Source organism: Streptococcus sp. 1453, from assembly GCF_013276955.1.
Taxonomy (GTDB): Bacteria; Bacillota; Bacilli; order Lactobacillales; family Streptococcaceae; genus Streptococcus.
On sequence record NZ_VMLZ01000012.1, the window covers coordinates 59,580 to 82,566 of the forward strand.

At 39.8% G+C, this 22,987-nt stretch carries 23 protein-coding genes and 1 pseudogene; 8 read left to right on the top strand and 16 right to left on the bottom strand.

Translation table 11 applies throughout. From position 1 onward, the window contains the following. Positions 1 to 2: 2 nt before the first annotated feature. Genes aguA through HW098_RS07980 form a run of 5 tightly spaced genes read right to left on the bottom strand, consistent with a single transcriptional unit; the run spans position 3 to position 5,789 of the window. Positions 3 to 1,088, bottom strand: a complete 1,086-nt coding sequence (gene aguA / locus HW098_RS07960; protein WP_176139767.1) for an agmatine deiminase — start codon at positions 1,086 to 1,088, stop codon at positions 3 to 5. Further along, on the bottom strand, positions 1,085 to 2,212 hold the full coding sequence (gene nspC / locus HW098_RS07965) for a carboxynorspermidine decarboxylase (RefSeq protein ID WP_176139768.1): 1,128 nt from the start codon (positions 2,210 to 2,212) through the stop codon (positions 1,085 to 1,087). Before nspC ends, aguA begins: the two co-directional genes overlap by 4 nt. Next, complete coding sequence (locus tag HW098_RS07970) at positions 2,212 to 3,471, bottom strand: saccharopine dehydrogenase family protein (protein WP_176139769.1); 1,260 nt, start codon at positions 3,469 to 3,471, stop codon at positions 2,212 to 2,214. The genes nspC and HW098_RS07970 overlap by 1 nt, the downstream gene beginning before the upstream one ends. Beyond that, complete coding sequence (gene speE, locus HW098_RS07975; RefSeq protein ID WP_042751181.1) at positions 3,468 to 4,328, bottom strand: polyamine aminopropyltransferase; 861 nt, start codon at positions 4,326 to 4,328, stop codon at positions 3,468 to 3,470. The genes HW098_RS07970 and speE overlap by 4 nt, the downstream gene beginning before the upstream one ends. Continuing rightward, positions 4,329 to 5,789, bottom strand: coding sequence for an aminotransferase class I/II-fold pyridoxal phosphate-dependent enzyme (locus tag HW098_RS07980; protein WP_176139770.1), 1,461 nt, complete (start codon positions 5,787 to 5,789; stop codon positions 4,329 to 4,331). It lies immediately after the preceding gene. Positions 5,790 to 6,497: 708 nt separating this feature from the next. Between HW098_RS07980 and HW098_RS07985 the strand changes: the two genes are divergently transcribed. Continuing rightward, positions 6,498 to 7,193, top strand: coding sequence for a VIT family protein (locus HW098_RS07985; protein ID WP_176139771.1), 696 nt, complete (start codon positions 6,498 to 6,500; stop codon positions 7,191 to 7,193). Between the two features lie 42 nt (positions 7,194 to 7,235). Here HW098_RS07985 and HW098_RS07990 read toward each other — a convergent pair whose 3' ends face one another. From HW098_RS07990 to HW098_RS08020, 7 genes are all read right to left on the bottom strand, one after another. After that, positions 7,236 to 9,224, bottom strand: a complete 1,989-nt coding sequence (locus HW098_RS07990) for an ABC transporter permease (protein ID WP_176139772.1) — start codon at positions 9,222 to 9,224, stop codon at positions 7,236 to 7,238. Position 9,225: 1 nt separating this feature from the next. Further along, complete coding sequence (locus HW098_RS07995) at positions 9,226 to 9,984, bottom strand: ABC transporter ATP-binding protein (protein ID WP_050225231.1); 759 nt, start codon at positions 9,982 to 9,984, stop codon at positions 9,226 to 9,228. Positions 9,985 to 10,528: 544 nt separating this feature from the next. Continuing rightward, positions 10,529 to 12,037, bottom strand: a complete 1,509-nt coding sequence (locus tag HW098_RS08000; RefSeq protein ID WP_176139773.1) for a hypothetical protein — start codon at positions 12,035 to 12,037, stop codon at positions 10,529 to 10,531. A 3-nt stretch (positions 12,038 to 12,040) separates the two neighbouring features. Next, positions 12,041 to 12,697: a hypothetical protein gene (locus HW098_RS08005; RefSeq protein ID WP_176139774.1), complete on the bottom strand. Its 657-nt coding sequence runs from the start codon at positions 12,695 to 12,697 to the stop codon at positions 12,041 to 12,043. A gap of 191 nt (positions 12,698 to 12,888) precedes the next feature. Beyond that, the gene (locus HW098_RS08010; RefSeq protein ID WP_001085048.1) at positions 12,889 to 13,161 is read right to left on the bottom strand and encodes a PspC domain-containing protein; all 273 of its coding nucleotides are present in this window, start codon (positions 13,159 to 13,161) and stop codon (positions 12,889 to 12,891) included. Positions 13,162 to 13,219: 58 nt separating this feature from the next. Next, positions 13,220 to 13,669 (bottom strand): SprT family protein, encoded by a 450-nt coding sequence (locus tag HW098_RS08015; protein WP_176139775.1) that lies wholly within the window; start codon positions 13,667 to 13,669, stop codon positions 13,220 to 13,222. Next, a complete protein-coding gene (locus tag HW098_RS08020; RefSeq protein WP_176139776.1) occupies positions 13,656 to 15,785 on the bottom strand; it encodes a Tex family protein in 2,130 nt (709 codons plus the stop codon). Before HW098_RS08020 ends, HW098_RS08015 begins: the two co-directional genes overlap by 14 nt. Here HW098_RS08020 and HW098_RS10600 point away from each other — a divergent pair. From HW098_RS10600 to HW098_RS08035, 4 genes are all read left to right on the top strand, one after another. Then, positions 15,784 to 16,047 carry a hypothetical protein gene (locus HW098_RS10600; RefSeq protein WP_240149475.1) on the top strand — a complete coding sequence of 88 codons (264 nt, stop codon included), beginning with the start codon at positions 15,784 to 15,786 and terminating at the stop codon, positions 16,045 to 16,047. The genes HW098_RS08020 and HW098_RS10600 overlap by 2 nt on opposite strands. Positions 16,048 to 16,110: 63 nt before the next feature. Continuing rightward, positions 16,111 to 16,242 carry an SPJ_0845 family protein gene (locus tag HW098_RS10760; RefSeq protein WP_049511209.1) on the top strand — a complete coding sequence of 44 codons (132 nt, stop codon included), beginning with the start codon at positions 16,111 to 16,113 and terminating at the stop codon, positions 16,240 to 16,242. Beyond that, the gene (locus tag HW098_RS08030) at positions 16,243 to 17,148 is read left to right on the top strand and encodes a permease (protein ID WP_176139777.1); all 906 of its coding nucleotides are present in this window, start codon (positions 16,243 to 16,245) and stop codon (positions 17,146 to 17,148) included. It abuts the gene before it with no gap. After that, positions 17,145 to 17,960, top strand: coding sequence for a TIGR03943 family protein (locus HW098_RS08035; RefSeq protein WP_176139778.1), 816 nt, complete (start codon positions 17,145 to 17,147; stop codon positions 17,958 to 17,960). The genes HW098_RS08030 and HW098_RS08035 overlap by 4 nt, the downstream gene beginning before the upstream one ends. 154 nt (positions 17,961 to 18,114) lie before the next feature. On the opposite strand, the gene HW098_RS08040 is transcribed toward HW098_RS08035, so the two are convergent. From HW098_RS08040 to HW098_RS08050, 3 genes are all read right to left on the bottom strand, one after another. Then, entirely contained in the window at positions 18,115 to 18,426 is a 312-nt protein-coding gene (locus tag HW098_RS08040; protein WP_061087970.1) for a hypothetical protein, read from the bottom strand. Positions 18,427 to 18,538: 112 nt separating this feature from the next. Further along, entirely contained in the window at positions 18,539 to 18,718 is a 180-nt protein-coding gene (locus HW098_RS08045; protein ID WP_176139779.1) for a hypothetical protein, read from the bottom strand. Between the two features lie 12 nt (positions 18,719 to 18,730). Then, the gene (locus tag HW098_RS08050) at positions 18,731 to 19,603 is read right to left on the bottom strand and encodes a DUF4300 family protein (RefSeq protein WP_176139780.1); all 873 of its coding nucleotides are present in this window, start codon (positions 19,601 to 19,603) and stop codon (positions 18,731 to 18,733) included. A gap of 328 nt (positions 19,604 to 19,931) precedes the next feature. On the opposite strand from HW098_RS08050, the gene HW098_RS08055 reads away from it, so the two are divergent. The 3 genes and pseudogenes from HW098_RS08055 (at position 19,932) to HW098_RS10605 (ending at position 21,532) form a co-directional block, all read left to right on the top strand. Continuing rightward, entirely contained in the window at positions 19,932 to 20,207 is a 276-nt protein-coding gene (locus HW098_RS08055) for an XRE family transcriptional regulator (protein ID WP_176139781.1), read from the top strand. Positions 20,208 to 20,294: 87 nt separating this feature from the next. Beyond that, positions 20,295 to 20,426: pseudogene (locus HW098_RS10825) on the top strand (S26 family signal peptidase); the annotation flags it as partial. Between the two features lie 656 nt (positions 20,427 to 21,082). Further along, the gene (locus tag HW098_RS10605; protein WP_240149477.1) at positions 21,083 to 21,532 is read left to right on the top strand and encodes a hypothetical protein; all 450 of its coding nucleotides are present in this window, start codon (positions 21,083 to 21,085) and stop codon (positions 21,530 to 21,532) included. Here the strand turns inward: HW098_RS10605 and pyk are convergent. Then, positions 21,462 to 22,967 carry a pyruvate kinase gene (gene pyk, locus HW098_RS08070; RefSeq protein ID WP_176139782.1) on the bottom strand — a complete coding sequence of 502 codons (1,506 nt, stop codon included), beginning with the start codon at positions 22,965 to 22,967 and terminating at the stop codon, positions 21,462 to 21,464. The two genes, HW098_RS10605 and pyk, sit on opposite strands and share 71 nt — an antisense overlap. Between the last annotated feature and the right edge of the window lie 20 nt (positions 22,968 to 22,987).

The window sequence follows — 22,987 nt, forward strand, 5'->3', positions numbered from 1 at the left end:
TCCTATTCTGGGATTTGTTGGGTGATACAGTGGATATTGCCACCACCTAAGAGAATATCTCTGGCTGGAATTCCGACAACTTTACGGTCTGGGAAACACTTACTGAGGATATTTAGGGCCACTTGGTCATTCTCATCCTGAAATTGTGGCACTAAGACAGCCTTGTTGGCGATATAAAAGTTTACGTATGAAGCTGCTAGTCGTTCACCTGCGTATCGCTCTTCTTCTCCTTCTTCATAGATGTAGCCTGGCAAATCCTCTTCGGTTACAACTTGACGAACTGCAGGGATAGGCAATTTATGAATGGTGAAGTGACGACCTTTTGCATCTGTTTCCTTTTCTAAAAGCGCTAAATCAGCTGCTGACATGGCATATTGAGGATCGCTTTTGTCGTCTGTCCAAGCCAAAACAAGCTCAGCAGGACCAACGAAGGCTGCAACATTATCAACGTGTTCATTGGTTTCGTCCTGATAAATACCATAAGGAAGCCAGATAACTTTTTCAGCACCAAGACTCTCTAATAAGGTGTTTTCGATTTCCTCTTTACTGAGATGAGGATTGCGACCAGAGCTTAGTAGGCAACTTTCAGTCACAAGAATGGTTCCTTGACCATCGCTGTGTATCGCTCCGCCTTCTAGCACAAAAGGTTTGGCATCGTAAACAGGTATTTCCAAGGCCTCAGCAAAACGAGTGGCTACTTGATCATCGGCTTCATAATCTTGATACAGACCATCAACAGCACCACCCCAAGCATTAAAAGACCAGTCTACTGCCAACTTTTCTCTTTTATCATTTATGAGAATGGTCGGACCCGTATCACGCGCCCAGGCATCATTGGTAGGAATATCTAGATAAACAACCTTGTCTCCTAGATAGGATTGGGCTTCAGATAGATAATCTTGCTCCACCAAAAGATAGACTCTTTCTCCCTCTGCTATGGTTTTTATAATCTGACTAAATGCTCTTTTAGCAGCTTTACCTTGAAAAGGCCAAGACCCTGGTCGAGTCGGCCAGATCATGAGGGTACCATGGTGTGGTTCGTACTCTGCTGGCATGCGATAGCCTAATTTTTTGGGACTGTCCATCATGATAATCTCCCTTTAAAATCTTGATAGTCAAAGGCTTTGACTAAACTACAGTAACCCTGCTCGTCCATGAGATAAAGACTTGGTAATCCAATACCGTTAAAGGTATTATTTTTAACAAATGAGTAAATAGCCATGTCTTCAAAATAAAGTCTGTCTCCAATCTCAACTGGATTTTCAAAGCTATAATCACCAATCACATCGCCCGTCAGACAGGTATTAGAAGAAAGTCTGTAGGTATGGGCTTTTTCCTGTGCCTCAAAGCCATTTCTCAAAGGTGGACGATAGGGCATCTCAAGTACATCAGGCATATGGCAGGTCGCAGAGGCGTCTAAAACCAAGATTTCCATACCGTTTTCTACAATATCTAACACCTCAGTTGCTAAATAACCCGCATTAAGCGCAATGGCTTCACCAGGCTCGATATAGATTTCAAGATTGTAAGTTTTTCGGATACGCTTGATTTCTGAAATCAGCAAATCCACATCGTAACCTTCTCTTGTGATGTGGTGTCCGCCCCCCATATTGAGCCATTTAACTTGATGCAAATAGGAACCAAACTGCTCTTCTACTGCTTTCAAAGTTGTCTGTAAATCATCTGCTCCCTGCTCGCAAAGGGTATGAAAATGAAGACCATCCACCAAATCCAGCAAATCACTAGGAATTTTATCTAGTGTCACGCCAAAACGAGAACCAGGTGCACAAGGGTCATAGAGCGCGTGATCTCCTTGAGTTGAACACTGAGGGTTGAGGCGTAAACCAACACTGATACCAGCATCTCGACAACGAGGCCCATGTTTACGCAATTGTCTCTCAGAATTAAAAACGATATGGTCTGTTATCTCAAGCAATTCCTCCAAGTCTGCATCCTTAAAGGCTGGCGCAAATACATGGACTTCCCCCGGAAACTCTTCTCTAGCGAGCTTAGCTTCATAAAGTCCACTGGCTGTCGTACCAGATAGATACTGGCTAATCAAGGGATAGGTTTTGTAGAGGGAATAAGCCTTCTGGGCAAGCAAAACCTTGCAACCAGCTTCTTCTTGTACATATTGTAAAATGCGACAGTTGGCTTCTAACTTTGCTAAGTCAATGACGTAAGCTGGTGTTGGTACTTGTTCTAACTTCATCAGTCCACCATTTGTGGATTTTCAACCACAACCCAAGGTAAACCATACTCATTCAAAGCTTCCATGAATGGATCTGGATCCAATTCTTCAAGGTTATACACTCCAGCTTGTTTCCAAGTACCGTTCATAACCAATTTTGTTCCAATCATGGCTGGAACACCTGTCGTGTAAGAAATGGCTTGTGAACCAACTTCTGCGTAACATTCCTGATGGTCGCAAACATTGTAGATGTAGATGGTCTTTTCAACACCATCTTTGACACCTGTAAAGATACAACCGATATTGGTTTTACCAACCGTGCGTGGACCAAGGCTGGCTGGATCTGGAAGCAAGGCTTTCAAAAATTGAATCGGCACGATTTCTTGGCCGTTAAAATTAATGGTATCCGTACGAAGGAGTCCAACATTTTCAAGACATTTCATGTGCGTCAAGTAAGATTGACCAAAGGTCATAAAGAAACGAATCCGTTTGACACCTGGAATATTTTTGGCCAATGATTCGATTTCTTCATGGTGGAGGAGATACATGTCTTTTTGTCCAACCTGAGGAAAATCATACTCGCGCTTGATTGACATAGCTTCCACTTCGACCCATTTTCCATCTTCCCAGTAAGAACCTGGCGCAGAAACCTCACGGAGATTGATTTCTGGGTTAAAGTTTGTTGCAAATGGATAACCGTGGTCACCACCATTACAGTCTAAAATGTCGATATAATGGATTTCATCAAAATAATGTTTGAGGGCATAGGCTGAAAAGACACTAGTCACACCTGGATCAAAACCAGAACCAAGAAGAGCGGTCAAGCCAGCTTCTTTGAATTTCTCCTGATAAGCCCATTGCCATGAGTAGTCAAAGTAGGCTGTAAAACCAAGTTCCTTACAACGTTTCTCATAGATGGCACGCCATTCAGGGTCTTCTGTGTCTTCTGCTTCGTAGTTGGCTGTATCGATATAGTGGACACCTGTTTCCAAACAAGCATCCATAATGGTTAAATCTTGATATGGTAAAGCTACGTTCAAAACAGCTTCTGGTTTGTAGCTTTCGATCAAGGCAATCACTTCTTCTACCTTGTCAGCATCAAGAGCAGCTGTCTCAATCTTTGTACTTGTTTTGCCTTCCAGTTTAGCCTTCAAGTCATCACATTTTGACTTAGTACGGCTAGCAATCATAATCTCTGTAAAGGTTTCGCTATCTTGACAAATCTTTGAAATAGCAACTTGGGCAACGCCCCCACATCCAATAACTAATAAACGACTCATTTTTTTCCTTCCTCTTCTTCTAAAATGTCTTCTACATACTTGGGTAACATAAAGGCTCCCACGTGTAAGTTTGCAGTGTAGTATTCTGTGAAAAGCTGGCGTTTTTTCCAGCCTTCCTTGTCAAAATCTTTAACAGGGTGGTATTTTTTCGATGCAAATCCAAACAACCAATAACCAGCAGGGCTGGTTGGGATATGGGCCTGATAGACCCGACTGATTGGAAAGGCTTGATTGACCTTGCGGTGCATGCTACGGCAAGCTGACTCATCCTCGTCAAAGAAGGGACTCCCATGCTGGTAAATCATGATGCCGTCTTCTTTCAAGGCTCTATAACTGTTGCCGTAAAATTCCTTGGTAAAGAGCCCTTCCGTATGTCCAAATGGGTCTGTCGCATCGTTGATGATAATATCGTAGTCATCTTCACAGTTTCGTAAAAAACGAAGTCCATTTTGATAGTAAATGGTAACACGAGGGTCATCAAGTCCCGCGGCAAAATCTGGGAAATACTCACGACAAACCTCAACTAGCATCTCATCTGGTTCCACAATATCGATTTGTTCCAGTTCAGGATAGAGTGTTAATACTTGGGCAACACCACCGTCGCCACCCCCAATAACCAAGACTTTCTTTGGATTGGGATGCACAGCCATGGGAACATGAACGGTCATTTCATTGTAGACAAAATCATCCGCATCTGAGAACAAGACATGCCCGTTTAAAATCAAAATCTTTCCAAAAGCTGGCGTATTCAAGACTTCAATATCCTGCCATTCACTTTTACCAGCGTAGAGTTGCTTGGCTGTTCTCAGGGATAATTTCACATCTGGAGTATGAACTTCAGAAAACCATAAATCCATCTAGTTCTCCTTTCTCTTAATGACGTTGATGTGATTGACCTCAGGATCTTCCGTCCCTTGGAGAGAGCAACCACGTTCCTTGGCAAATTGGATATAGTCGACAATTTCTCGTGTAATGCGTTCGCCAGGAGCCAAGATAGGAATCCCTGGAGGATAGCACATGACAAATTCCCCACAGACCTGTCCAACAGACTCATCCAAGGTTAAACTTTTTCTCTCTGAATAGAAGGCTTCTTGTGGAGACAGCACTAACTCGGGCTGGATATATTCTCCAGCTATCAAGTCCTTCCCATCTCGTGAGTATAGTCTCTTGATATCAGCCAAAGCACCGACTAAGCGCTCAATGTCTTGGATACGGTCACCAATCGAAATATAGGCCAAGATATTACCAATATCACCAAACTCAATCTGAATGTCGTATTCGTCTCGCAAGAGGTCATAAACCTCGATACCTGTTAAGCCAATACCCTGAGTGTAAACTGACAGCTTGGTTACATCAAAATCACAGACCGACACACCATCTATTAACTCTTTTGAATAGGCATAGTAGCCACCAATGGCATTGATTTCACGGCGAGCATACTCAGACAGTTCAATGACCTTTTCAAACGACTCTTTACCACGAAGGGCCAAGTTGCGACGCGAAATATCCAAACTAGCCATCAACAAATAAGAGGCGGATGTTGACTGGGTCAGGTTGATGATCTGACGAACGTATTCAGGATTCATCTGCTCCCCGATTAAAAGAAGCGAACTTTGGGTCAAACTCCCACCAGACTTATGCATGGAGACTGCTGCCATATCAGCACCTGCATCCATAGCAGAAATTGGAAGTTTATCAGTGAAATGCAAATGCGCTCCGTGGGCTTCATCTACTAAAACCATCATGCCAGCTTCATGAGCCATTTCTGTCAACCCCTTTAGGTCTGAACAGATGCCGTAATAAGTAGGATTGTTAATCAAAATGGCCTTGGCATCTGGATGCTCCTTTATGGCCTGGGCTACTCGGTCATTTTCAAGACCTAAAGCGATACCAATCTTAGGATCTACACTCATCTCGATATAGATTGGAATGGCACCACATAGAACCAGCGCATTGATGGCAGATTTATGGACATTTCGTGGCAGAATAATCTTATCTCCAGCCTTGCAGGTTGACAGAATCATAGTCTGCACCGATGAAGTTGTTCCCCCAATCATGAGAAAAGCATGGGCTGCTCCAAAAGCATCTGCAGCCAGCTCCTCTGCATCTCGAATAATCGAAATGGGGTGGCCTAAATTATCCAAGGGTTTCATCGAATTGACATCAATGCCTACACATTTTTCTCCTAAGAGTTCGACAAGTTCTGGATTTCCTCGTCCACGCTTGTGACCTGGAACATCAAAGGGAACAATCCTTTTCTTGCGTAACTTCACCAAGGCCTCATAAATTGGGGCTTGGTTTTGATCTAACTCTTTCAAGACATACTCCTTTCAATATTTTTAGGACCTTATGAAAACTAAGGAACTAAAGGTTGACTCATGAAAAAAGAGCAGGATTTCACCTGCTCTGCAATCTTCTGACGTTTTTATGTTTGTTTCTGTTGAGTATGTCTGTTCCCGATGTTTCCTAACTCTCTAGTAGCAAATATTACGTACTTTATTGATCGTTTCACAAGATGACGTGTGCTTTCACCACACTAAAAATTTATGAATTAGGACAAACGTCCTAACATCAACTTATAAAAGTAGGCTTTTAACCCTATCAATAATGTGGTTTTTCAACCACGCTTCGGCATTCAACCCTGCCTGTCCGTAGGCATTTTTTACTCGGGTTTATATTTGCTAGAAAACATCATCTCATTTTCTAAGCTTCATTACTATATCATGTTTTTGAGAACTTGTAAAGCGTTTTACGAAAAAAAGATAAAAAAGTTCGTAAAATATTTGGATTTTATTTGATTTAATACTAATTATTCTCTTGTAAACGATTATAAAATGAACAAAATATTTATCATATTTAATTTTAAATTTTTTATGCCATTCTATACTCTTTACCTTCGGTGTTTGATCTATCAGAGAAGATGTCGACATTTTTATATCATTAAAATCGTGCAACTTTTTTCAGATACTTTTAAAAGATTGATTTCATTACCTGTTTCCTTTATACTGGATAAAAAGGAGATTAGTATGTCAGAAACAAATCACGAAATCGATTCAAATTTTGCAGGTCGTTTAAATATCCTACGTGCGGGTGTTCTTGGTGCCAACGATGGGATTATTTCCATTGCTGGTGTGGTTATCGGGGTTGCTAGTGCTACCAGCAATATCTGGATTATTTTTTTATCAGGTTTTGCGGCTATCTTAGCTGGTGCCTTTTCAATGGCTGGTGGAGAATATGTGTCCGTTTCAACTCAAAAAGATACTGAGGAAGCGGCCGTTGCGCGTGAGCAAGTCTTGCTAGACCAAGATATAGAGTTAGCTAAAAAATCTCTCTATGCTGCCTATATTCAAAATGGTGAGTGTGAAACATCAGCCCAACTTCTCACCAACAAAGCCTTTTTAAATAATCCGCTCAAGGCTCTGGTAGAGGAAAAATATGGGATCGAGTATGAAGAATTTACCAATCCTTGGCACGCTGCCATTTCTAGCTTTATTTCTTTTTTCCTTGGTAGCTTACCACCCATGCTTTCAATTACCATTTTCCCAAGTGAATACCGCATTCCTGCTACTGTCCTTATCGTCGGTGTGGCTCTTCTTCTCACTGGCTACACAAGTGCTAGACTTGGAAAAGCACCTACCAAAACAGCTATGATTCGGAACCTCGCTATTGGCCTCTTGACTATGGGAGTTACCTTTCTGCTAGGACAACTTTTCAGCATTTAGAATACAAGAAATACCTCGATTCTGAAGTCGAGGTATCTTTTTTTACATTTGCACAATCTTGCGATAGCTTCTTGAAGTAATCATAAAAATCAAGACATAGGCGATGAGGAAGATAGCGCAGATAGACAAGGTCACAATCAACATCATAGTCGTATCCAGTACACCAATCACTTTTAAAATCAGACTAAGCATATGGTAGGCAAAGGCGAGATGTAGGAAGGCAAAGAGCAAAGGAAGGAAGAAAACAGTTAAAACCTGTTTGTTGATGGTTTGCTTGATTTGCTTTTGATCTAAACCGACTTTCTGCAAGATAATAAAGCGTTCACGGTCTTCATAGCCTTCAGAAATTTGTTTGTAATAGATGACCAGAACAGTTCCGACCATAAAGATAATGGATAGGAAAATACCGATAAAGAAGACACCACCAAAGAGGGCACTCATCTGAGTACTAGCATCTGATAAATTACTACCATAAACATAGCTACCTTCCGTGTTTAATTGAGCATTAAATTGATCGAGGTATTTATCATACTCGTCAGCGACCTTGAGTTGTTCTTCTTCACTGGCATTTACATTCATACCACCGTAAAACTGATTATAGATAGCCGAATCTGGGAATTGATCCAAAAAGGCTTGTAAATCAGGTACAACAAGATAATTGTAATCAGCAGTCAAAATATTAAACTGATTTGGGACATGGTTGACAATGAAATCTTTATTAAATTCTTCTTTGACAGAAAATTGATGATCATTCAGAATTAGAGTTTTCTGTTCTTTAACTCCCTCATTCTTGGCAAAGAGTCCGACCTCATTTCCTGATAGAGACAGTTTTTGACCAGTCATATTTTCATAATCTTTTTGGTCAAATACCATGAAAACTGTTGTGGGTTGGACACGATTTTGTCCTTTTTCAAAAAGGGTTAACTTATTTCCTTCTTGGTTCGCAACACCGAAGTAAGTGTAACGAAACACTTCTTTTTCTTTAATCTTATAACCTTTGTCACTTGCAAACTGGCTCAAGAGTTTGTCCAAGTCTTCTTTTTCAACATTTTGCCCTGAAACCCCAAAATCATGAGGATTTAGAACTTTTTTAAAGGATTCTGCGGAATTGAAAATGCTTGTCGCTGCTGACATGGTTACCAAAACCATTGTTGACAAAATAGCAATAGTTGCTAGTCCAACTGCATTTTTCTTCATACGGAAAATCAAGTTGGAAACAGATATGAGGTTATTAGGTTGGTAATAGTATTTCTTGTTTTTCTTTAAGATTTGAAGGAAAACGGTAATTCCTGCATTGAACAAAAGATAAGTACCAAAGATAACCAGTAAAACAGCTATGAAGAAGGTTGTTAAGGCTGTAAGAGGATCTTTTACCGTAAGGGCAAGATAATAGCCAATCCCTAAACTAATCGAACCAAGAATCGTTTGGAGAGGTAGGAAACGACCTTTTTTCTCTCCGCTTGCTTTCTCACGCGAGAGCTGGAGGGCATTCATACGGGCGATTCGAAGGGCATTCAGGAACATGAGGCCTAGGAAAATCAAACCAAAGACAAGAAGTACTGTAATGACAACTTTCATCTGGAAGGTAGCGACCAGCTCAACCTTCAATTTCATCAGTTTGAGCAAGAAAGCGAAAATTAACTTGTCAAACAAGGCTCCAATACCGATACCCGCTCCAACAGTTAGAATCCCAAATAGCACTAACTCCTTAAAGGTCATACTGATTAGATGACGCTTCTCCAAACCCAGCATGCCATAAATTCCTAGTTCCTTGGAACGATTTTTCATAACAAAACTATTGGCATAGAGGACGATAATGGCTGACGCAAGTGTGACGACAAACATACCAAATCCAAGTGTAGCCTGAATGGTTGTTCCTCCACGGATTTCCGCAATCTTGGGATTGAAGGTTAGAGAGTAAAAGAGATAGGTGACAGTGACTGCCAAGAGAACAGCTAGCGCAAAAGGATAGTAGAGTTTGCGGTTTTTAATCAAGTTTGATACCGCTAACTTATTGGTTAATCGAAACATACTAATTCACCTCGCTTGCCATGACAGTCAAGGTATCAGAAATTTCTTGGAACATCTGACGTTCTGTCTTCTCTCCACGGTAGATTTGGTTGTAAAGAATGCCGTCTTTGATAAAGAGCACACGTTTAGCTCTGCTGGCTGCTGCTGTGGAGTGGGTTACCATGAGAATAGTTTGGCCGCGCTCATTGATTTCATCAAAGACATCAAGTAAGGCTGCAGAGGACTTGGAATCAAGGGCTCCTGTTGGCTCATCCGCAAGGAGAATTTCAGGTTCTGTGATGATGGCGCGTGCTACTGCTACACGCTGTTTCTGTCCACCTGAAATCTCGTAAGGGTACTTCTCTTGCAATTGGTTGATACCTAGATTCTCAGCTGTCACCACCAATTTCTTCATCATCTCCGTAATAGGTTTTCTTGACAAGACAAGCGGAAGCAGGATATTGTCTTTAACAGACAGAGTATCTAACAAGTTAAAGTCTTGGAAGACAAAGCCCAACTTTTCACGACGGAAGCTAGAAGCCTGTGAATTTTTAATGGTTGCGGTATCAGTTCCATTCAGGTAAACCTGACCACGACTTGGTTTATCCAGCATAGCTAGAATATTGAGAAGAGTTGATTTACCAGAACCAGACTCACCCATGATGGCAACGTAGTCACCCTTTTCGACGGTAAAGTGAATATCCTTGAGGGCTTCTACTTGGTTGCCCTGAAAACGAGTTTTATAAATTTTTTGAACGTGTTTTACATCTAAAAGTGTCATGAGAATCTCCTTTCTTAATATCCCATCAAATGAAATGTTGCTTGCATCATAGCGCATCCCAGTTGAACACGCTCGATATCTTTGTGACTTGGTTTTCTTGTTTTCTTCTGTAAGATTTGTTTCATGATGTTACTCCTTTGTTCTTTATGAGTCTAGTTTACATCAAAAAAAGACCGCTTGCCATAACCTAACCTTACAAAAGAGACTTTAATCTTACATTTTTGTAAGATTGGGGGAAATGTAGATATTTTATTAGAAATATTTTACCATAAAAAGAAGGCAAGAAGAAAACCCTTGCAGATACAAGGGTTCAAAAATTTTAAAATAGATTAGTCGAATTCATAGACTAACAGTAAAATAACTGTTTCTACCTCACCAAAACCAGCCTTCATTATCGTCAATAGCTTGGGCTTCTTTGCGTTTCTATTTTAGCATTTAATAGTTATTGACTGATCTAACTTAAAAAAATAATTTCGGATAGAAATAAATTATCTTATATAATTATAAATATACTCGTACTTATAAAAGACATCCAATCCAAGTATTATAAATATCCTACACAATTTACACCTATAACTCCTCTTCTTAGGAATATCGTATGAAGTTTCTCATACTCAAATTGTTCATATTCAAATCGCTTGTATTCAAACTTCTCATATTCAAACGGTTCGTATTCAAACTTTTCATATTCAAAAACTTCAATTCCTATTTCTTTTAATACTTCTTCTGGCAACTCGTAATTTTGATCCACTAAACCAAATAGAGTAAATCCTGAATCGACACAAAATGATAGTACTGGATTATATATTGAAGAGTAAATTACAGAACCAGCTATCGATCCTACAAAACTACCAATCATGTATCCTAGTACAGGAATTTCAATCAGAGATTGGCTCACAGAGCCCATTGATAAAGCACAAGTTATCACAAACATTTCTTTTATTAATTCATTAACCATCTCAGCTCTACTCATGTTGCCAGTAGTGACTTGATACGAATTTTTCATTGAATTCATCACTAATACAGTCACTGCACCAACTACTGATGGATCAATAGATTTCATTGCACTACCACATAGCCCTGCCTTACAACTTGCTGTAATCGCTGCTGAAACTGTACCTCTTACAAATCCTTCGCCTGCACCTGTAATAGCCGCAAATCCTATCTTTTTGAATTGACATTCTTCAATTTCTCCATTTTTAATTAGATAAGCTATGGCATTCAATACTTCAGGAGCAACTCTTAATGCCATTGATATGGTTGCTGCAGTTAAGCCAGCTTTATACGCATGTCTTAAGATATTGGTATACTTAATCAATTCTTCAGTTGTTAAGTGTAAATCCTTAGAATTTACTCCACCCTCTTTAGACAATTTTGCAAGTTCACGTGCTTCCTGTTCCGACAAAGCAATCGATTCATTCCCCTTATTATCTTTAACTTTATCACTCAGTAATTTTAGAGTTTCTTCATAGCGATGAACTTGCTCCGGTCGCTTTACAGCTTCTTCTCTTATTTTTCGCTCTAAAAACATAGTAGCTTCTTTTAGCTGATCTGATGGAATTACTCTATACTGTCCTTTATAAACTGGATCACTCAAAATTGTATCTGCTGAGTATCCTCTCTTCTCTAAATATAAATCTAAACCATCTTTTCCACCTTGAGACTTATATTCGCTAAAACGTTGAAAAATGCTCTTAGCTTGTTGTTCTGCACTGGATGCTCCATTTTTATAATATTTTAAACCAAATTCAGCATCGAAGTTTACTCCTGTAATATCAGCAGAGCCAAAGTCATGGCTACGATCAACTTGTACCCTGTTTTTTGAAGAATTAATAGCTGCATTAATATTAAAAGTCCCAGCATGCCAAAACTCAGCAACATCTCCCTTTAGTGTATCTATACGTGCACCATTATATTCAAATTCATTTAGATTATTCACCAACTTCTTTATCTCTGATTCTACAGAGTCTAAATAATGTACACCAGCAGTATGTCCTGCAAAATTACCTGCGTGCTTTTGAAAGAATTCGTATCCTTCTCTAAAGCCTTCCATTCATTATCCCTCCAAGAACTCAGATAATCCATCCATATATAGTATAGCTGTCAGACCTCTGTATTGTTGATCCATGATTTTCTCTTTATCAGTTCCTGTAAGAAATTGAGTAACACCTAGCACTGCACCAGTAGCTAATGTAATCCCAGGAGCCAAAAAACCTAGTAGTGCACCTCCTGCTATCAAAGCTGCTTTATTTCCACCAACGACATCATTAACTGCATCTAAAGCTTGCTCTGGAAGTGATTTTGAAAATTCTATCTTTTCAAAGTCAGACTTATATCCACGACAAAAATCAATAAATTCATCATAAGTTTCTGGTTGACTAATAACTTCTGATACTAGCATCATCCCACGTTTTCCTAACCAACCATATTTCATTCCATATTTTTCAAATTTTATGTTCATGCTTGATATTTCATTCTTACTTGATTGATTCTCGCCAATAAAGAGTACATGTTGTTCAGAGGTTAAAGTTGCCATATTAGCTAGATAGTCCTTTTCGAGCCATACAGCTACTTCAATCGCACCATCTTTTGTGCCAACAATTAAATTATCTTCATCATCATTTGTACTTACAAGTTGACGTAAATAATTACCGTATCCATGAGTTTTATCATCGCAAACAATAATCAATTTTGTAACATTTTGTCCAAACATAAAGTTTCTCCATTTTTTTCTAAAATTTATAATTTTTTCTTCTTGATAAGTTTCATAATAGAATGTATAACATGTCCTACAATATCCATTAAAATAGTTTCATGCGCTTATTATACCATTTAGGCATAGATTCTGACAAGATGAAAAAAAGCCTTGTCTTTTATAAAACAAAGCTTATTTCATTATTTACCTCACCAAAACCAGCCTTCATTATCGTCAATGGCTTGGGCTTCCTTGCGTTTGCGTGGGCCTGTTCCATACATTTCTGCTTCGATTTCTTCCTTGGTTGGCATGACAGAAGCTAGGATGATATAGATGATCACGCCAAGTCCAAAGTTTGCAACTGTAAAAATGGCAAACAAGAAACGAACAAGGGTAACATCAAAGTTCCACTTGTCTGACAGACCTGCCAAAACTCCTGAAATCATGCGATTTCGTCTCATTTTATAAAATTTACTGTTCATGATATTTCCTCTTTCTGCTAGGTTAGTCATAGTATATCACGGGTAGGCTCGGCTTTCATCAGTCCTCAGGCTGATTTATCAGAAGCAATTTACCTCGACAAAGTCCACAGCGATAGCGTTTGGTATCAATCCTTCGCTTGCGATAATAACTTTGCTGGCAGGATTGGCAACGATAGAGCTTGAGTGGTTTGGAGTTGCTATTTGGCAAGGTGGGTACAAAGCGTAATCCATCCACTGCTTTCAAAAGTTCCTTAAAATCCCGATCCTTGTGTTGATAGCCTTTCCCTTGAAAATAGAGGTGATAGTGACAGAGTTCATGGCGAACAATTTTCCTAAAAACGTCTAAACCCAGTTCCTGATAAACCTTGGGATTAAAATCCAAATGCCCATCTTTTTGGAAAAATCGCCCACCTGTCGAACGTAGACGAGAATTCCACTGAGCTTGATGGATAAAAGGTCTCCCGAAGTCTTCTAGTGAAACCTGCTTAACGTAATCAGTCAGCTTCATTTGGAGCTAGGAGCGACAGATTGACTTTTTCACGTTCAGTATCAATTTTCTTGACCCAAACGGTCACCAAATCTCCAACTGACACCACTTGACTAGGGTGTTTTATAAACTTGCGACTCATGTGGGAAATATGGATCAAGCCGTCCTCGTGAATCCCGATGTCAACGAAGGCACCGAAGTCAACGACATTACGCACAACACCTTCTAGCTTCTGACCAACCACTAAGTCCTTGATATCTAGGACATCTTGGCGAAGTACAGGTGCGTCAAAGGAATCACGGAAATCTCGACCTGGTTTGAGAAGATCTGCAATGATATCTTTAAGAGTTTCTGGACCAAGGTCTAGCTCTTGTGCCATTTCCTTGACTGAAAGCGACTTGAGTTTGCCTTGGGCTTGTTCGTTTAGGTCTTTAATATCTAATCGTTTGAAGAGCTCCTTAACGGCAGCGTAATTTTCTGGGTGAACTCCAGTATTATCGAGGATATTGCTACTTTCAGGGATACGAAGGAAACCAGCTGCCTGTTCAAAAGCCTTGGCCCCCAGACGCGGAACTTTCTTGATTTGAGCGCGTGAAGTGATTTTTCCTTCTTCCTCACGGTATTTGACAATATTTTCAGAAATGGTTTTATTGAGTCCAGCTACGTGTGAAAGAAGAGCTGGACTGGCCGTATTGACATTGACACCGACTTGGTTTACCACTGTATCGACAACAAAGTCCAGACTCTCAGATAGTTTCTTCTGACTGACATCATGCTGGTATTGACCGACACCGATTGACTTAGGATCGATTTTGACCAATTCAGCAAGGGAGTCCTGTAAACGACGGGCGATAGAAATAGCAGAGCGTTTTTCAACGGTCAAGTCTGGGAACTCCTGACGAGCAAGTTCGCTGGCAGAGTAGACCGAAGCACCACTTTCGTTTACGATGACATAACTAACCTCAGGAAAATCTTTCAGAACTTCCGCCACAAAGGCTTCACTTTCACGACTGGCCGTCCCATTTCCTATGGCAATAATTTCTACACTGTATTGACCAATCAAATCTGCCAGATTTTTCTTGGATTCTTCGATTTGACGGGCTGATGCTGGTTTGACAGGATAAATGACCTGTGTTGTCAGCATTTTCCCTGTTGCATCCACGACAGCTAGCTTGGCACCTGTACGAAAGGCTGGGTCAAATCCTAAAACCACGCGCCCTTTCAGTGGAGCAACCAAGAGGAGATTGCGCAGATTGTCAGAAAAGAGTTGGATAGCCCCTTCTTCTGCTTTTTCAGTCAATTCTGTCCGAATACGACGTTCGATAGCAGGTAAGACTTTTTTCTTAACAGATTGCTGAACCACTTCATCAATATAGGCATTTTTGACCTTGAAGCGAGCTGAAAAGAAAGCAAGAATACGGTCCGTCGCATGTTCAAAACCGACCTTCAAGACACCTAGCTTCTCCCCACGATTGAGAGCCAAGGTACGATAACCCTGCATATTTCCAACTGTCTCTGAAAAATCATAATAAATCTGAAAAACCTGCTTTTCATCAAGACTTTCATCCTTGACTTGAGAAGTGAGTTTAGAGTGTCTCAGCACCTCCTGATAAGTCATGGAACGCAAGGTCACATCTTCCGATAAGGCTTCAACCAAAATATCAACTGCACCAGACAATGCTTCCTTACCAGTCGCAAATCCTTCACAGACAAACTTTTCAGCCTCTTTCTCTAAGTCCGCTACATTCTGCAAGATTAAGCGAGCAAGTGGGAAGAGTCCGGCTTCACGGGCAATAGTTGCCTTGGTCCGACGCTTTTCCTTATAAGGAAGATAGAGTTCTTCAACGTCTGCTAATTTTTCGGCTGCTAAGATAGCTTCTTCCAACTCCTTGGTCAACTTGCCTTGTTCTTGAATCTTAGCCAAGACAGCTTCCTTGCGGTCATTGAGATTGGTCAGACTTTTATCCAAGTCGATAATGGCCTTAATCGCCACCTCATCCAGACTACCAGTCATGTCCTTGCGATAACGCGCGATAAAAGGAATAGTCGCCCCTTCAGCTGTCAAGCTTAGAACGGTATCAATTTGCTTTAACGTCACTCCCAAATCTTGGGAGATTTTTTCATATTTTTTATCCATGAATCTATTATACCACAAGCTAGAAGGCTTGCTCCAATCCTTTTCATACTCAACGAAAATCAAAAAGCAAACTAGGAAGCTAGCCGCAGGCTGCTCAAAATACTGTTTTGAGGTTGTAGATAAGACTGACGAAGTCAGCTCAAAACATGTTTTTGAGGTTGTAGATGAAACTGACGAAGTCAGTAACCATACATACGGTAAGGCGAAGCTGACGTGGTTTGAAGAGATTTTCGAAGAGTATCAACTATCGAAAACAAATTAAAAGACTCCCTTTTCCTCAAAATAATAGTATAATAGAGGTAGAATTTAGAATCGAGGTACACCTATGGCTGTAAAATTTACAAAACGAGACGACTTGGACAAGATGTTTGAAGAGTTTGCGAAACTCCCAGATTTGAAACAAGTTACTTTCCCTGATGACAAAGAGAAAAAAGCCAAAACAGAAAAGAAAAACTAGATGACTGCTTTCCAACAACTCCCGTCTAGTGTGCTTCAAACTGGGGCTATTTTTCTCTCTATAATCATTGAAGCCCTACCCTTCGTTCTGATAGGAAGTATTGTCTCAGGGCTGATTGAGGTTTATATCACACCTGACAAGGTCTATCATTTTCTCCCTCGAAATCGTTGGGGGAGAATCTTTTTTGGCACCTTCGTCGGTATACTTTTCCCTTCTTGTGAATGTGGAATCGTCCCCATTATCAATCGTTTTCTGGAAAAGAAGGTTCCAAGTTACACGGCTGTTCCCTTTCTCGTAACAGCACCTGTTATCAATCCCATTGTTCTCTTTGCGACCTATTCTGCCTTTGGCAACTCCTTCCATATCGCGCTGTTACGAGCTCTGGGTTCCATCATTGTGGCTGTAATACTAGGAATTTTTCTAGGATTTTTCTGGCAAGAACCCATTCAGAAAGAAAATCGTCTGGCTTGTCATGAGCATGATTTTACTCACTTAAGCCCTGCAAAAAAGGTTTTTCAGGTCTTTGTGCAAGCAATTGATGAATTTTTTGATACGGGGCGTTATTTGGTATTTGGCTGTCTCTTTGCCTCTGTTATACAGGTCTATGTACCGACACGGATTCTGACCTCTATCAGTGCGACCCCTATTTTTGCCATACTGCTCTTGATGATTTTAGCCTTTCTTCTGTCGCTCTGTAGTGAGGCGGATGCCTTTATCGGTGCTTCTCTTCTCTCAAGTTTCGGTTTGGCACCAGTTCTGGCCTTTCTCGTCATTGGTCCAATGCTGGATATCAAAAATATTCTCATGATGAAAAATTACTTAAAAGCACGATTTATCAGTCACTTCATAATGATTGTGACTCTTGTCGTCTTAGTCTATTCTCTCTTGATTGGAGTCATCCTATGATTCGATTTTTAGTTTTAGCTGGCTATTTTGAACTGACTATTTACCTCCATTTGTCGGGCAAATTAAACCAGTACATCAACATGCACTATTCCTATCTGGCCTATATCTCCATGGTGCTTTCCTTTATTTTGGCAATTGTTCAACTGTATATCTGGATGAAGCAAGTCAAAACCCACAGTCATCTGAACAGCCGATTGGCCAAGATGACGAGTATTTCTCTTCTGGCTATTCCACTTGTCATCGGCTTAACTTTCCCAACTGTTAGCTTGGATTCTCAGACTGTTTCTGCTAAAGGTTATCATTTCCCCCTATCGGAAGGAACGGATCTGGCCATTCAGACAAGTGAAGGGACAACCAGCCAATATTTGAAACCAGATACCAGTTCTTATTTTTCAAAATCAGCCTATGAAAAGGAAATGCGAACGGCGGCGGATAAATACTTATCCCAAGATAGCATTAACATTACTAACGAAAACTATATGGAAGTCATGGAAGCTATCTACGACTATCCAGATGAGTTTGAGGGCAAGACAGTCCAGTTCACAGGCTTTGTCTATAACGACCCCAGTCATGCCAATAGCCAATTTTTGTTCCGCTTCGGCATTATCCACTGTATCGCAGATTCTGGTGTCTATGGATTACTGACCAAGGGAAATACCCGGCAGTATGAGAATAACACCTGGGTAACAGCCAAAGGAAAACTGGTCAATCACTACCATAAAGAACTCAAACAAAACCTCCCAACTTTGGAAATCGACAGCTTTACCAAAGTCGATAAACCAGAAAATCCCTATGTTTATCGAGCTTTTTAAGGAAAGTAAGATAAAAACGAACAGGCTCTCTTCTGAATGACAGAAAAGAGCCTGTTCGTTTTTTGTTGAGTATGGTATAGTAGAATATAAATTGCGATTTTTAAAATGATATATAACTAGTGAACAATTCACAAATCAAATATTTTTTCATTCTCTACTTAATACTATGCTTATTCATCTTTTGTTCAAAGATAGTCGTGATAATCTGACATAATTCTTCGCGTTCTTTTTCTGGGATTTCACCACTTGTTTGAGCTGCAGCGTAAAGCTCAGGGTGTTCGATTGAAATACGTTTAATAGTACGTGTTGTAGCATGTTTTCTGACGAAAAACGGAATGCGCTTAATCAAGTCTTGTGGTACTAGTGCAAGAATCTTCTCAGCAGTTTCCTTGTCACTAATCTTAGACGTAGTCAGCCCCTTCTTAATCATTTCCTGTTCTTTTTCTGTAAAATCTTTTAATTCCATACGATTAGTCCTCCTATTTTCTTTAAGTTAAATTATATACCAATCCAAATAAAACTACAAATGGACTGTTTGGAAATAGGTGCAATACTGTAAGGACGAGTCTGTTCTTTAATTATAAATCTTCCTCCTCAGTCACTTCCCATACTTCTGATTGATAGCCATTCCCATCAATATCGTATCTTTGGATATAGCCAATAAATGTTTCATTTTTTCGTGGTTTCTGGCTATTAACGATTGAAATAACCCACCAAGTCATCAAAAATAGAAATAAAAGTCCTAGGATTACTGTCATATCATACCACCATTAAAGTTTAACCCACTTATCATTATCCATGATAAAAGGCTTAGCCAGTCCCTCGCCTGTATAATCCGCATACTTGGTGCCTAAATACTTGTAACAATCTTCCTTGCTTGCAAATTTAATCGCTTGGTAGGGCTCTTCGAAAGTCAATTTCTCTACAAATAAGAAGCCATCATCAGCAGGTACTAAGACTCCAACGTGGCCTACAAACAGATACTCACCATCCAGATTGTCATGCAAGACTACAGATAACATTCGAGCTGTTTCATTGAATTGAAATTGTGAGAAGAATGTTTCCATCTTTTCAGCGTGAACCTTGACATCTGTAGTTGCCTCAGTTGGAACTCTCGAAAATAGAATATCAAACTCTTCCTTATCTTGAGAATCAAAGACCTTTCCCTTATCAATCGCATCATTATCTAGGAAAAGCAATTGGTCATTCTTTTCAAGCTTGGGAATGGTGACTGAATTTTTCAAAAGACAATAACTATTGATACGGCAGTTGGTCCCAACGAAATCGCCCTTCTCTTGATTCCAAAGGTTGCTAATTTTCTCAACATCGTATTCGGTGTGAGTAAAGGAAGTGAAATCTCCTGATAAGCCAGTTGACCCGACAATGGTATTGTAATCATTAACGAGATTAAAAAAGGCATCAACACTTTTTGGATCCAAATGGGCTAATAAGAGAGATTTGACCTCTTCTGTACTTACCTGGTTGTTTAGGTTGGTGTATGAAGCTTTCCATGGCACTTTCGTTGAACTACTTTGCCTTTGACTCGTCCCATTCGAAATTGTAGCATCTTGTTGACAAGCTGCCAAGCCTAAAAACAAGGCTGAACAGATTCCTAATGTGGCTAATTTTATTGATACCTTCATCTCTTTCTCCTAAATGTCTTGGATTAAAGTTTCTTTAACTACTGCTTTACAGATATTGATTACTTTCTCATTTAATGTGTTCATCGTCTTTCCCTCTGATTTGTTTTTTGTTATTTCCTTAAGCTTGATTTAATTATAGTAGGCGTCTCGTGCTCTGTCAACAAATTTTTTATGAAAACACAACAAAGTTTTCATTTTCTTGGATTTCGTGTGATGCTTTACTTATAAAAACAGAAGGCGATTTCATTCGTGGATAAAGAAGAGATTGCGATTGTTAGAGGCTAAAAATAAAACAATACAGACTAGTAATGGTTAGACTCAATAAGAATTGGTTACTAAGATAGGTATAAGTAAAAACACCATTGGAAATTATGAAAAAAGGGTTAGGTCTACTAAGAAAAATACTATATTTGACTTAGTTAAAGTATTCAGTAGCTTGATTGATGCCCTCTTTCCTCCAGTTCAAAAGGATTCTCCTAGCGATATCCAATCTATCTACGACCAACGGGCACCACCCAGACAAGGTAAATTCCTGACCTATGCCAAGATGCAACTGTATGAGCAGAAAAACGAAGACAAAGCGAAGATAAACGAAGTATCGTAAAAATCATCAGACTGGACGACTACTTACTCTCGTTTTAGGTAGTTTATCTCTGCAGGTAGCCACTTGATGCAGGATGACGATTTAGACATGGAGTTTCCATTCTATGAGGATGAAATCCCAGACGACTACGACACAATCGCTTATGTCGTCAGCAGGTCCATGGAGTCAAAGATAAGAAACAGCGACTACCTATTTATCAAAAATCCCCCACAGATTGACTATAATACCATCGGCATCTTCCAAGTAGACGGTGCTAACTATGTCAAGAAACTCCGCCAAGGCTACCTCAAAAAAACTCAATCCCGAATACCCCAACATTCACCTAGACGAAAGCAACCATATTCATACCATCGGGAAAGTTGTCAGGCTGTATAGGGAGAATTAAAAAAGGGGGAGAATGAGGATATAAAACAAACAGATTTTAAAGAATTCAAAAAACTTTGAAAAAGTTCATTCTACATTTCAAAAAAAGAATAAGTGACCTAAAGCAGATTAGATTTTGTTAAACAATAGTGATATGTAAATTTAGAGAAAGGCATTTAAGATCACTTTGCAAAAGGCAAATACTAAACTAGCAAAACCGATAAACCAGCCCCTTAGTTCCCATATTTTCAGGCATACACTCCTTAGTACACTAGCTGAGAAGAATGCTATAATGGTTAGAGTGGAACACAAAGACGCTAAAACAATAAATAACATCTACACTCACGTAAGTAAAAGAATGGAGCAAGCTGCTTTGGAGGTTTTAAATACCATATCATTAAATCGAAAGTATATCAGATCGAATCTAGACAAGTAGATTCCGATTGCTAAAACATTTGTAGAAATTCATTTGAATTTCCTAATCAATTTGTGCATATCTTATTTCATACTCAATGAAAATCAAAGAGCAAACTAGGAAGCTAGCCGCAGGTTGCTCAAAGCACTGCTTTGAGGTTGTAGATAGAACTGACGAAGTCAGCTCAAAACATGGTTTTGAGGTTGTAGATGAAACTGACGAAGTCAGCTCAAAACATGGTTTTGAGGTTGTAGATGAAACTGACGAAGTCAGCTCAAAACATGGTTTTGAGGTTGTAGATGAAACTGACGAAGTCAGTAACCATACCTACGGTAAGGCGACGCTGACGTGGTTTGAAGAGATTTTCGAAGAGTATCAATCCATTATGAAAGTTTTGCCTCTTTATTACCCTCTATACAAAAAAGCCTATCACACAAGCTCTAAAGCTGGATATGATAGGGTTTTTTATATTTTTCTTAACGTACTGTGCGGATACGCATTGTGTTTGTGCGAACAGCCTCTCCTACTGGCACACCAGCAACGATAACAATATCATCGCCTGACTCAACGAGACCTGCTTCTACCGCTTTACGTTCAGCGATTTCGAACATATCGTCAGTTGAAGATGGAGCATCTGTCAACATTGGGATAACACCCCAGTTCAACATCAATCCACGTTCTGTCAATTCATCAAATGTCAATGCCAAGATGTCAGCATTTGGACGGTATTTAGAGATCAAACGTGCAGTGTGACCTGTCTTAGTAAGAGTTACAACCAATTTAATGTCCATTGAGTTAGTCGCATCTTTAACAGCAGAAGCCATTACTTCTGTCTTAGAGTTACGCTCAAATGAATCTGAATCCAAACGTCCGTATTCATTAAGAAGAGTTTGAGCGTTCTTATCGATTGTAGCCATTGTAGTTACTGACTCGAGTGGGTATTTACCGTTTGCAGACTCACCTGATAGCATTGTAGCGTCAGTTCCGTCGATAACAGCGTTGAATACGTCTGATACTTCTGAACGAGTTGCACGTGGTTTTTCAGTCATTGTTTCAAGCATGTTTGTTGCAGTGATAACAACCTTACCTGCAGCATTGACTTTCTTGATAATCATTTTTTGGTAAACTGGAACCATTTCGAATGGTACTTCGATACCCATGTCACCACGAGCGATCATGATACCATCAGCTGCTTCGATGATTTCATCCAAGTTATCGATACCTTGTTGGTTTTCGATTTTAGCGAACAATTGAACATGTCCGTTTCCAGTTTCTTCACAGATTGCACGAACTTCGTTCACATCTTTTGCAGTACGTACGAATGAAATCGCGATGAAGTTGATACCTTGTTCAAGACCAAAACGGATATCGTCGTTATCACGTTCAGCAAGAGCTGGGAAAGGAATTTTAGTGTTAGGAATGTTCACACCTTTTTGTTTAGCAATTACGCCATCATTTTCAACTTCAACTTCAAACTCACGAGTTGCATCATCTTTAGCAACCACACGCAGACCAAGTTTACCATCGTCAACCAAAACTTGACGACCAACTTCAACATCATCATAGATATCAAGAGCACCAGCAACGTTTAATGCAATCACTTCACGAGTTGATTTGATTCCTTGTTTAGTTGCAACACGGATTTTTTCACCAGTTTTGTATGAATATTCTTTAGCTTCACCTTCGAACAATTCTGTACGGATTTCTGGTCCTTTTGTATCAAGAAGGAAACCAACTTTTTTACCTGCAAGTTTTTCAGCAAGTTTAACAGTTGCCATACGGTCACCTTGTTCTTGGTGGTCACCGTGTGAGAAGTTGAAACGGAATGTGTTAGCACCAGCTTCAATCAATTTAGCAATGTTTTTAGCTGAAGCTTCAACATCAAGTTTTTCACCCCAGTATCCGTCATCACCGAATTTTTTACCACCACGGATTTCTACCGCAGGACCCAAAGTTGCAACGATTTTTACACGTTTGTTCATGATTTTTTGTGACTCCTTTA